Below are 12,989 nucleotides of genomic sequence, written 5' to 3' on the forward strand. Positions count from 1 at the left end.
TCAGCCGAACCAGCCCCACCATTTCAGGCGGAGCCAATCAAAAAACCCGTGCGTCCAGATCCAGACGTAGCGGCGCTCGTCGATATCGATCCGGCCCACGCCTTCCATGCCCGGGCGCAACGCCTGCGCCGCCTGGGGTTCCAGGCTGGCCTCCAGGCGGAACACGGTCTTGCCTTCCTGCACCTGCGCCAGCGGCACGATGCGCGTCACCGTAAAGGGAATCTGCCGGTCTGGCATCGCGGCCAACGCCACGCGGCCGGTCTGGCCCACCGCCACGTCGTCAATCAGGCGGTCTTCCACATCCAGCCACAGCCGGTAGCCATCGGGCGGCGACAGCTTGAACAGTTCCTGGCCGCGCTTGACGGCCTCACCCAGTTGCTGGCTCAGGTCGCCGCTGACGATGATGCCGTCAAACGGCGCGCGCAATGTCGAACGCTGGATCTGTTCACGATAGAACTGAATCTGCGCCATGGCTTGGCGCGCCTGGGCTTGGGCGATGGCGGAGGCCGCGCTGTCACCCCGCGCCGATGCCTCTTCGGCTTGCCGGCGGTACTGCACTTCCAGGTTGCCCGCGCGCAGCAATTCCAGTTCGGTCTCTCGCGTATCCAGCGCGGCCAGCGCATCGCCCTGCTTCACGGTATCGCCCGCGCGGCGCGACGCATCGCTGATATAGCCATCGAACGGCGCGGCCAGCACGCGCTGCACCACGCCTTGCACCGTGGCCGTCGCGCTGATGCGATACGGGCCGTGCGCGAAGACGGCAAACGCCACCAAGGCGACCAGCGCGACGGCCGCCAGCTTGCGGCCAATGTAGCGGGGCCCAAGCAAACGGCCAGATTCGCGCAACACCGCATCGCGCCACTTGCGCCAGAATGGGCGTTCCTGCTGCAAGCGCTGATACAGCACGCGGCCGGCCAGCAGCACTACGCTTTGGCAAAGTTCGATGCTGGCTTTGTCGAACGGCAGGTCGTCCGGGCGCTCAAACACCAGCGCCCCGCGCGCGTCGCCATCGGGCGCGAACGGCACCGTCAGCACGTTGCGGTTGCCAAATTCGCGCGCAAGCTTCTGGTGCGCGCGCAGTTGGATGGTGCGGCCTTCGTCCTGCGGCACGCACAAGGTCGAGTTCTGGTCGATGGCTTCGTCCATGGCCTCGGCTACGCTGCGCACCAGATTCATGTTCTGCACCAGCCGGCTGCTGTGCGACAAGGCGTAGACCTTGCTGCGGCCATCCTGCCGAAAGCCGATGCTGACCCGGTCGCATTCCAGCCGCGTCGCCAAGTCAGTAACCAGCGTCAGCGCCACATCCTTGAACTGCCCTTCCTTCAGCGAACGCGCCACGCAATTGATCACCACCATCAGGCGTTCGACCGTCTGCGCGCTATCGGTTTCCTGATGCTGAACCAGCCACGCTTCCAACACGCCCGCTCCCCAGCGCAGCGCCTGCACCAGCGGTTCGGGCGCCTGCATGGGGGTTTCGAACGCCGCCACGCCATGGATGCGGCCGCCCAGCACGATGGGGTACGCCACCACCAGCCCGCTGGCATCCGCCGACACAGCCACTTCGCGGCCCTGCAAGGCTTCGTCCACCGCGCTGTAGAACACTGCGCCTGCGCGGCTGCCCGCCGGGGTTTGCGACACCGCTTCAAATGGCCCGGTGTCCGGCTCGCCCAGGATCAGCGCCGCGTGACGCACGCCCGGCAGCTGACCCGCCTGCAAGGCGAGCCAGGCGTCCAGGAAAGACTGGCGGTCGCTCGCGGCCGACAGCGCCGACCACCAGGCCAGGTCCGCGCGCTTCACCTGCGCGGGCACGACAGCATCATTCATCCTTGCTTCCACTCTCCGTGAGCGCCGGCTGCCGCACGCTCAGTCCGCGCTTGCGGCTGGCCTTCGGCTCCCAGGTATTGGTTTTTGAATTGAACACGACCGTGGCGTTGCCCGACTTGCCCAACGCACCGCTCAAGCCCAGGATGCCCACGCCCGCCGCCATGGCGACGCGCTCGGCCGTGGTGGATGCGTGGGTGTTCTCGGCAGCCGCCACGTTGTCAGCCGGCTGATCCGCGTCCGACACCGCCGCGCCTTGCGGCGCTGCGTCCTCGGTTGCTGCGTCCTGTCCTGCCCCGTCCTGTCCTGCCCCTTCCTGCCCTGCCAAATCAGCAGCCGGGTTGGACGCGTCCTGTGCGGGCTTCGGAGCGGGCTTAGGCTCTGGCTTCGGCGCCGTTTTCGCGCCGCTGGCGTAACCCTGGCCACCCCCGTCCTGCACCGTTTGATCGGTGCGCATGGACACCTCGTCCGGCGCGCCCGACGAAGCATAATCGGAAAGCCCGCCGTCGTGGCGTGCAATCACGATGTCTGGCGACGCCGGTCCCAGACGGATGCTGTTGACCGCATCCCGCAGGCCCGACAGGTACCACGCGCCCGCGTTGGGGCGGGTCAGCAGCGGCTCGAACACCGGGCGCTGCCATTGGCCGAAGTTGCCACTCCAGGAATACAGATCCTCCAGCGCGCGGGTGATCAGGTCAGGCGTATTACCGCCCATGCCGAAGCGGGTCAGGTTCACCACGCGGCCGCTCTCCGGTTCGATATAGATGGCGGCAAAGTCGCCCACCATCACGTCCTTGGCGAAGCTGCCGCGGAAGCTGTCGGCCCCGATGCCGCCCAACATGTAGTTGCCGCCCGTGCCTGCCAACAGAATGTCGTTGCCGCCAAACGCGATATCGACGGTTTCGATCAGGCTCCAGCGGTCGTTGACGAACACCACGCGGCCGCTGTCGCCAAACATCACGTTGTTGCCCGCGCCGCTTTCCAGCTGGTCGGCACCCATGCCGCCGATCATCACGCCTTCGCCGTTGTTGTACAGGCTGTCCGAGCCGCCCACCGACGGGTAGGTGGATTCGAACAAGGCGATCCGGCCGGCGGCGGTGAACACCGCCCGCGCGCCGTCGCCGGCGATCAGGTTGAAACCGCCCGCGCCCACCGCGCGGATGATGTCGTCGCCCATGCCGCCAAACAGCGCATTGCGGCCCGCGCCCACCGTGATGGTGTTCACGCCGCCCGATGGCAGGTTGATGGTCTCCAGCAGTTGCAGGCCAATGCCCGACAGATAGCGCGCGTCCGCACCCGGCGCGGCGGCGTCAATGAAGTCGCCGCGATTGCGCAGGTAGTTGACCGGCTCCACGTTCACGATGCGGCCGAAGTTGGCGAACACGATGTTGTTGCCGTCGCCCGCCGTGATCGTGTTGGCGCCCGCCGACAAGCCATCCGCCGACGCCCCCACCGCCAGCCCTGCCGCCTGCTGCGGCGTCAGCACCAGCGTCAGCGCGGCCAGCGACTGCTGGTCGGCCACCGCGGCCACGCCCATGTTCATCGGCGTATCCAGGTTGATGTTCATGCCGGCGTTGCCGAACACGATGTTGTTACCCTGGCCTGCATGGATGACGTTGCTGCCGCCGCCGCCCGCGATCAGGTCATTGCCCAACCCGCCATAGATCACGTCGTTGCCCGCGCCGCCGTACAGGATGACGCCCTGCGTGGTGGTGCGTGCGTCCAGCACGTTGTTGCCGCCGTTGCCAAAGTGCAGCGCCTGGCCTGCTACGCGTTGGCCGGGCGATGCGGTGTAGTAGGCGTCGTCCTGGCTGGTCGAGCCAAACAGCAGCACCGGMCGGTCCGTGCCGCCCACCGTATTGCCTTCGGCCACCAGCAGGTTATTGCCGCCGCCGCCCTGCACCAGCGTGACCGTGCCGACCGTGGCGTGGCGCACCGTGTAGGTGTCATCGCCCTGGCCCAGCATCGTGTTCACCGACTGCACGCCGTGGAAGACGATGCCGCGGTCGAACACATGCGTGCCCGCCTGGCTCGTCTGCAACACCGTGCCGCCCGCGCCGCCCAAGCCCGGCGTCATGCCCAGCCCGGTGATGCGGCCGAAGTCGCCAGCTTGCGCGTTGCTGTACACGCGGTCCAGGCCACCCATGTTGTCGACCTGATCCTGCATGCCGGTCTGGCCGGCCGTGGTGCCGTCATTGAAAATGCGGATGCGGTCATTGACGGGCGCGGCAGACGCCACGCCGTCATTGCGCGCACCCAGCACGCCATCGGTTTCGCTTGGCAGGCCCACGCCCGCGTGCAGCGTGCCGTCGTAATCCGGGCGGTCCAGCGTGTCGCCTTCGATCAGCAGCGTGCCTTGGATACCCGACACGTCATGCGGCTGGTCGCCGTAATTGGCGTAGCTGATGCCCGTTACCGGGTCCACCGTGATGATGGGCTGGTCGCTTGCGCGCGGGTTGCGCACCTTGCCCGGTTCGTTGGCGGGGCCGGCATAGGCCGGGTCCGCCACGCGCACCAGAATCGGCGGCAGGGCTACGTCTTGCAAGCCGGGCAGCGTCGTAAAGAGCGACGCCGACAGGTGCAGGTCAAGGCCAGCCAGGCTCAGCGGCGGCAGGCCTGCGCCCGCGCCGTCTTCCACCTTGACCAGCACCTGCTGCATGGCGCCCCACGCTTGCGCGCCGACACCGTTGGCGTCAAACGTCAGCACCACGCTTTGGTGCCAGGTCAGCCCGCCGTCGGTGGACAGCAGCAGCCCGCGCCCTTGCAGGCTTTGCAGGGCAGCCGCCATCGAATCCGCCGCGTTCAGGGCCACGCCTTGCGTCAGCGAGCCATACAAGGCGGACGCCACCATCGCACTGCTCAGCGACACATACGCCTGGCCCGACGCGGGGCGCGGCAGCACGCTGGCATCCAGATTGATCGCCAGCGACAGCGTATTGCCGCCGTTGGCGTCCAGCTGGCCCGGCTGCGCCGTGATGCTGACCGGCTGCGCGCCATCGAACACGTCGCGCGAACCGCCGCGGCCGGTCACGATGGTGTTGCCCGCCACGTCACCCGACAGATCGAAGGTATCGCTATCGCGTCCGCCGATCAGGGTCGTGATGACATTGCTGCGCGTGGACAGCACATAGATGTGGTCATTGCCTTCGCGCGCATCCAGGTTGACGCGCTGGATGTTCTGGTAGCTGGTGTTCAGCCCCGCGCCGCGGATGCCTTCTTGCGTCAGCACAAAAGCGTCGGCGTCTTCCGAGCCCAGCACGGTATAGGTATTGATCCCGTCGCCGCCATCCATCGACACCGCGCCGTTGATGACGTAGTTGCGCTCGCCGTTGGGCTGTTGCTGCGCTTCCTTGAACGCGTAGACCATGAACTCGTCATCGCGCTTTCCGCCAAAGAGCGCCAGCGGCGCGGCGTTGCTGTAGATGCGGAAGACGTTGCTGCTGTTCTCCGCCCCGTACAGGGTCAGGCCGAAACTGTTGCCGCGTGACAGATAGCCCTGCGTGGTTTGCACCGTGTCGATCTGGTCGCCCGCGCCCACGTTCGGGAACTGGCGGTCCAGCGCGTACAGCTGACCGACCTGGTATTCGTTGTGCTTGGACGCATCGCTACCCAGGCCGCCGTCGATGACCACATACGTGCTGGTGTCATCAATATAGAAGCGGTTGCCGCCGTCGACCGCATTCAGGCGCAGCCCGCCCGTCATGCTGCGGTCGTAGTTCACGCGCTGCACGTCATTCGCGTAGCCCGCGCCTTGCGGCGTGATCTTCGCGACGAAGTGCTCGCGCACCAGGAAAGTCTCGTCCTGCGTGGTGCCGTTGATCGTCAGATGGTTCACGTCCGACAGGTTTTCAAGGCCGTTGTCATCGGAATCATGCACGTTGATCAAGATGGACGTCAGCGCCGCGGCCAGGTTCACGATGATGTGATCCGAGCCTCGTCCGCCGTCCACATCCACGCGGTCGGTCACGCCGGCCACGCCTTGCTGGCTGGTCAGCGACGGCAGTTGATCCAGCACGATCAGGTCGTTGCCATCATTGCCATGCAGCGACACGCCGCCGGCCAGCGCGCGCGCCGACAGGTAGATCGTGTCGTCGCCCTCGCCCGCCAGCACGGTTGCACCGCCGCCCAACAGAATGCGCGCCATCCAGATCTTGTCGTCGCCGGCGCCCGCGTCCACTGCCAGGTGACCCAGGAAATCGGAGTCAGACAAGTTGATCAAGTCAGCGCCTGCGCCGGTGGTGATGCCGGTGTTGCCGCCCACCGTCACCGTGTCCAGCAGCACGACGTTGTCGCCGTCGCCCGCGTCTACGCTCAGGGAGCCGATCAAGCCGCTGTCCAGCAACGTGATCTGGTCAGCGCCTGCGCCGGTCGCAATCGCCGAGTTGCCGCCCACCGTCACCGTATCCAGCAGCACGACGTTGTCGCCGCCGCCCGCGTCTACGGTCAAGGAACCGGTCAGATCCGAGTCCACCAAGGCGATCTCGTCCACGCCCGCCCCGGCCATGATGGCGGTATCGCCGCCCACTGTCGCGGTTTGCAGCACGACGACGTTGTCGCCTTCACCAGCGCTTATCGTCAGTGAGCCTGCCAAACCGCTGTCCACCAGCGCGATCAGGTCATCGCCTGATCCGGTAGTGATGAACGTATCGCCGCCCACCGTCACGGTTTGCAGCACGACGCCGTTGTCGCCGTTGCCCGCCACGACCGTCAGGTCGCCCGTCAGATCGCTGTCCACCAGCGCGATCAAATCATCGCCCGAGCCGGTGGTGATGGACGTGTCGCCACCCACCGTCACAGTGTCCAACACCACGATGTTGTCGCCGTTGCCCGCGTTCACCGTCAACGCGCCGGTTAGCGCGCTCAGTTGCACGGTGATCTGGTCCATGCCCGCGCCCGCCGTAATAGCCGTTGCGCCGGCGATAGCGACGACGTCCAGCAGCACGACGTTATCGCCACTGCCTGCATTCACCGATACCGCGTCGCCGAAATCGCTATGCGTCAACGTGATCAGGTCAGCGCCCGCGCCTGACAGCAGCGTCGCACCGCCGCCTACGGTGACGGTATCCAGCAGCACCACGTTGTCGCCTTCGCCCGCGTCCACCGTCAACGTGCCCGTCAAATCGCTATCCAGCAGCACAATCGCATCCAGGCCCAAGCCGGTGGTGATGGCGGTATCGCCACCCACCGTGACGGTGTCCAGCAACAAGGTGTTGTCGCCATCGCCCGCCGTGATCGTCAGCGCGCCGGTCAGGCCACTGCCCACCACCGTGATCTGATCCGCCCCAGCGCCGGTTGTGATCGTCGTATCGACACCCACCGTCACCGTATCCAGCAGCACGATATTGGCGCCTTCGCCGCCGTCCACCGTCAGCGTGCCAGTGATAACGCTCTGCTGGAACGTCACGGCATCGTCGCCCGCCCCGGCCAGCACGGTGATATCGCCGCGCACGTCCGTGGTGTCGAACATGACCGTGTCGTCGCCGTCCAAGGTGCGCACGGTGGTTTGCTGCTGATTGATCAGCAGCGCGTTGACCAGAATCTGGTCTTGACCCGAACCGCCCGTGATATCCAGCAAGACGCCTTGCGTCAACGCGTCATGACCATCCAGCGCGCCGCCGATGTCGGCGGTGTTGCTGAAGGTGATGGTGTTGTTGCCGCTGTCGCTGCCGTACACATAGATCTCGGGCGCCACCAGGCGGCCGTTGATGTCCACCGCCGAGGCCTTGCCGTAGCCGGCCGTGCCGCGGTCATCGCGGTCCACGCGCAGATTCATGCGTTGGCCAGCCTGCATCAAACCGCCTGACTGCAAGCCGCTACGGCCCGCAACCGACAGGTTGTTGCCCGCCAGCAGGCTCAACACGCCCACGGTGCTGATTATCGCGTCCGGCGCCAGGACGATATCGCCCGAGGTGCCGGCTTGCGCGCCTTCGTAGCGCGCCACCAGCCACGCGTTGGCCGCGTTGATCTGGCCAACGTTGAACGACAGCGCCTGCGACACGCCCTGCGCATCGGTGGCGGCGCCCACTTGCACCAGCGCCACGTCGCCAACCGCCTTGACATTGATGGTCGACTGCGCGCCCACCGACGCCACGATCAGCGCGTCGTTGACCGCCGCGCCCGCCGTGTCGGACTGCACGTAGCCGCCCACCGAGCCGCCCGCCACAAAGAACAGACTGCCGCCCGTGACGACCGCAACGCTGCGCGTCTGGGACAGGCCCGGATGCGCGGTCTTGTCGCTGACGATGTTGGTGGCGCTGCTCAGGTGGACCTCATCGCGTGACCGCGACTCCACCCGCGCCAGCACCAGATCATTCGCGCCCAGCTGGCTGATCGACACCGACCCCAAGGCCGACGCCACCAGATAGCCGGACATATCCGTCAACAACGGCGAGCCCAGCTCCCCGATGGTGCCGGACAGCGTTTCCAGCCACACGTTGCGCGCGGTGATCGCGGCCTGGCCCGAAGCCGTGCCGTTCAAGATCGCGTCCAACGCATAGATGCGCACATCGCCGCGCACCCCACCGGCATCGACCACATCGATACCGCCCAGGCGCAAGCCATGCATGCCATACAGGTTGACGCCCTGCGTGGCCGACGCCCGCACCGTGGCCTGCGTATCGGTTGCCGACACGCTGACCAAGAGCGGCGTGCCTTCCTGCGAGACGTCGGCCCCCATCTGGCCCACCGACTGCCCGGCGATCAGCGCCACTTCGCGCACATAGCCCAGGCCCGCCAGCTCGGCGGCGCTCAGGTCAGACAGCACCACGTTGGCGTACTGGCGCTGGCCTTCGGACGTGGCGTTCAGGATGGACAAGCCCGCCTTCAACGTTACGCTGCCGGCCGACACCACTTGGCCCACGCGCAGGTTCGCGTCCGTCTGGTAAGACGAGCCGCCTGCCGCCGTGCCCTTGGTATTGGCCAGAACCAGGTTCAAGTCCTGCGCGCCCAACTGCGACACGCGCGCCACGCCACCCGCTTCCACGTACAGCGCGTGGCCAGCGGACAGGCTCAGTTGCAGATGCTTCGAGGCGTCGTACTGATAGATGCCATCGGCGTCCCGCGTGCTGCCCACGATGTCCTGATCCGCCACCAGGCTGACCTGGCCGGCGCTTTCCAGCGTGCCCGCATCGGTGCCGATGATGGAACCGCCCTGGGCGCTGACCGTGATGGTGATGCCGTCCTTGGCGTGGATATCGCCCAGGCGGATGCTGCCCTTGGGCGAATCCAGGCCGACGGTGGTGTCGCTGTAGGCGGACACCACGCCGTTCACGGCCTGCACCGCCAGCGAACGCGTGAGCTTCAGCGTCAGGTAGCGCGGGTCGCGCATGTCGCCCACCAGCATGCCGCTGGCAAGCGCCTGCGGGCTGGCGCCGTCTTGCGCCATGTACGGCACGTTGACGGGTTTCCAGACCGGGTCCAGGAAGCCGCTGCCAATATCCACCACCTGCACGCCATTGGCGCGCGCGGCGGCCACATTGGCCTGCCATTGGCTGATATCGGCCGCCGACGCGCCTTCCAGCAGCTTGCTGTTGTAGATGAAGACGTCGCGGCTGTTCTCGTACAGGCCGAAGCGGTCGGCGAACAGGAACTGCACCGCGCTATTGGCCGACAAGGTCGTGCCCAGCTTCAGCGATGCGTCGTTGGAGAACACCGGCTCAAAGCGCTGCCACAGGCTCGTGTCGCTGAAGTCGACGCTGGCGCGGTCCAGCGGCGTGGTGCCAGCCGGGCCAATGTAGCGGTACAGCGTGTGATACACGCCCGCCAGGTTGACCGCGTTGGCGCGCGACAAGATGGCCTTGTCGGCCTCGGGCAGCGAGTCAAACACGTTGGCGCGTTCGTCGTCCGACAAGCCGCCCAGGCTGGGCAGTTGCAGGGTGTAGTCGCCCAGCTCGGCGCCAATGGAACCCTGGCCCGACGTGCGCAACACGATGCCGCCGCCCGCCTTCACGTTCAGGAAGCGGTCTGCGGGCGGCGCGCCGTCCGTATCACCGTCCACGTCGAACACCTGTTCGTTGATGGCCGCCGACACCGGATACAGCAGGTTGTTCTCGATGTTGCGCAACGTGGCCGTCGAGAAATAGAAGAAGTAGCCCGCGTTGTAGGTCTGGCCGTACAGCGCAATATCAGCCGCCGTTTGCGCCGGCGCATCCGCACGCACGGTATAGGTGCGCGTGTAGGCTTCTACACCCGCCCCGTTCAGGCTGGATGCGTCAAACGCCAGCGTGATGGCCTCGCCCATGTTGGGATACAACGCCAGCAAGCCGTCGTTCTGCCCCGCGCCCGTCTGGTACAGCATGGCGTCGGCCAGCGACACCGCCAGGCGGATGGTGCCGTCGGCGCCAACGATGGCGTAGTACGCCGTGTCGGCCCGCACGTTGCCTACCGATTGGCGGAAGTAGATCTCGTCGCCGGTACGCAGCGCACGCAATTGCCCCGTCCCATCGTCCACGATGTTCATGTTGGCCAGCTTGAAGCTGCCCGCCCCCACTGCCGTCAGGCCCGAGCTCACCGCTCCCGCGGCGGACTCCAGGCGGTCGCGCCAGTAGTTGTGGTATTCGGCCGTTTGCGCCAGTTCCTTATCGACCACGTAGTCGTAGACGATCTGGTTGCGCGTGGACTTGACCAGGTTCTGCGCCGCCGTGATATCCAGCGCGGCAGGCAGGTAGTTGGGGTCAAAGCCCTGGTTCTTCAGCTGTTCGTGCAGCGCCTGCATCTGCGCGGTCAAGCCTGCCGTCGAACCGGCGGCCTGCGTCTGGAACAGGTGAGTCGACACGGTAAACATGCCGTTCACGTCTGCCGCAGCAAAGCCGCGCAGCAGCTCGCCCGTGATGCCGGCGTCGGTAAACAGCGCCTTGACCAGTTCGCGGCCCTCGGGCGTCTGGTTCAGCAGTTCAATCTGCTGATGCAGCACCGCCTGTTCCTTGGACGCAAACAGCTGAATCGTGTTGTTCGCACCCACCAGCACGTAATACGCCACGTTGGTTTGCAGGCTGGCCGTTTTGCCGATCTGCACGCGCACGTCGTTCAGGTAGACACGGTCGTAGTTCTGCAAGGCGCGGTAGCCCGTCACCTGGCCATTGGCATCCGTGACCGGGACGATATTCATGTCGGTCAGCGTGATGACGTTGTCGGCCGACACGGTAGCGCCGCTGGCGGCCGCGTCCAGCAGCTTCACCGTCACCGCGCCCGGCGTGCTGCCTGCCACGCCGAAGATCTGCGCAATCGATACCGGCGTGCCGCCGTTGAAAGCGCCGTCCACGCTGCTCGACAGCGTGACCACACGGCCGTTCACGCTCTGGATGTAATAGATGGCGGTCTGCGTGGAGTTCGCAAAACTCAGCTCCACGCGCTGGCCTTGCACCAGGCGGTCGTTGCCCGGCAAGGTCAGCGTGGCGGCGCCAAACTGCGTCAGCGACTGCTGCGTAAAGCCGTTGTCCACCAGGCGGATGCCGGCGTTCACCGTCATGCCGTGCAAATCGGGCGTGTAGCTGCCCGACGTCGCGGTGTCGTGAACGTTGGTGTTCTGGTAGACGTTCAGGTCTTCCAGCTGCGACTTCTCCGCATACACCTTGCCCGTGAACGTGATGCGGCCGGTCAGCCACGCGCTGTCGGGGCTGGACGCCGTCAACGGATTGCCGTCAGCGTCCACGATGGTCAGGATGTGCAGCGTGCCGTTGTCGTAGACGCCCAGGTCATGGCCTTGCAGCTTGCCATTCTGGTTGGTCATGTACAGCTCAAGCCCGGCCAGCGAGATCGACTGCCCGCTTTGCAGCAGCGCCTTGATGCTGTTGGCCAGCTGCGTGCGCGCAACATCGCTCAGGTTGGCGTTGGTCAGATCCCAGCTGAAGCCGTTGCCCATGTCGACGAAGTCGGCATACCCGGCGCCCGCCGTTTCCGTATAGGTATAGAACGGCAGCAGGTTTGTGCCGAACCAGCCCCAGTTGTTGTTCGGCGTATCCGACGTCAGCACGCCCTGCTTCAGCGCCGCAGCGCCAAAGCCGCGTTGGATCGTGTAGGCCACGGCCATGGAGCCGGTGCCCTTGCCCAAGCCCGTCAAGCCGTAGACCAGTTGCGACGGCAGCGGCGTTGACGTGACCATGTTCGCGCCGTTGCGCACGAAGAAACTCTTCAGCGAGACAGCCGCGCCCGAGAACGTGATCGAAATCTGGTTCTGCGCGTTGTAGACGCTGGTTGCCGGCGAGCCGTCGGCCTGGACGAGGCTCAGGGACTCGATGCGGCGCGTGTAGCTGACGCCGTCAATCATGAACGTGATCTCGCTGCCAATCAGCCCATTGACGGCGCTGTTCATCCACTGGTTGTAGTCCTGCACGGAATTGCCGGACGGTATCGACCAGCCCAGCGTATTGCCGGCCAGCTGAAGCTGGTTGCTGGTGATGGTGCGCTCAATGACCGTCCAGGTGCTGCCCGGCGTTGTCGACGTCAGGTTTGCGTACAGCGACCCGGCGCCGGTGTTGATCTGGCCTTGCGGGTGGTCCAGGTTGTATTGATCAATTGCCGCGATGATGTCGGCCGAAATGTTCTGATCGTCGGCGCCCAGCGCGGGCGCAGTCGTGCCCGACCCAGGCACCACGGGACGCGTGGCGTTCTGGGAACCGGTGACCTCGCCCCCGCCCAGCGTGCCGGCCGTATTGCCGAACACGATGTTCAGGTTGTGATGACCGGTGCTGTCCAGGTTGGTCAGGTCGCCCACATACGGCGACTTCAGCGTGACCAGGATCGAGTCGAAACTGTTCGACCCCCACCACTGGCCGCCCGTCGGCACAATCTGGTCAATCGTCAGCTGTTGGCCGTCCACCAGGATGTAGGTGTAGGTGCGCAAGCCGGCAAGCGCGCGCTGATACAGGTCGCCCTGCGTCTGGCCCGACAGGCTGGCAAAGGTATTCAACTGGTCATTGCTCAGTTGCAGGCGCAAGGTGCTGGACCCCTGCTGCACCGTCAACGCGCCAGACGGCAAGGTGAACGAAATCGGCAGGTTGGCGTTGGACTGATCCGTGGCGCCAGCCAGCGCGTACGACGGGCCGTACAGCACGCCTTGGCTGCCCGCCGTGTAACCCAGTGACGCCAGCGACACCGGGCCCGGGTTCGACGTCGGGTTTAGCGGGTCGTACACCGTGAACGTGAACTGGTAGATGTTGTTCGCACCGCTG

General features: G+C 65.9%; 2 protein-coding genes (1 of these 2 cut by a window edge). Both read right to left on the reverse strand.

Annotation, left to right across the window (positions count from 1 at the left end):
* Window positions 1-1,824 carry a GAF domain-containing protein gene (locus AC1DB0_RS02195; protein WP_476756688.1) on the reverse strand — a complete coding sequence of 608 codons (1,824 nt, stop codon included), beginning with the start codon at window positions 1,822-1,824 and terminating at the stop codon, window positions 1-3.
* Window positions 1,817-12,989 carry the end of a DUF4347 domain-containing protein gene (locus AC1DB0_RS02200; RefSeq protein ID WP_476756687.1) on the reverse strand. 21,218 nt of this gene lie beyond the right edge of the window, so only the last 11,173 of its 32,391 coding nucleotides appear in the window; its start codon lies off the right edge, out of view — the gene reads right to left on this strand; it ends in the stop codon at window positions 1,817-1,819. The genes AC1DB0_RS02195 and AC1DB0_RS02200 overlap by 8 nt, the downstream gene beginning before the upstream one ends.

It is taken from the genome of Achromobacter sp. 10T422, from assembly GCF_056394065.1.

Excerpts from the sequence above, each read along its gene's own strand:
- AC1DB0_RS02195 (WP_476756688.1), bottom strand. The coding sequence starts at position 1,824 with ATGAATGATGCTGTCGTGCCCGCGCAGGTGAAGCGCGCGGACCTGGCC.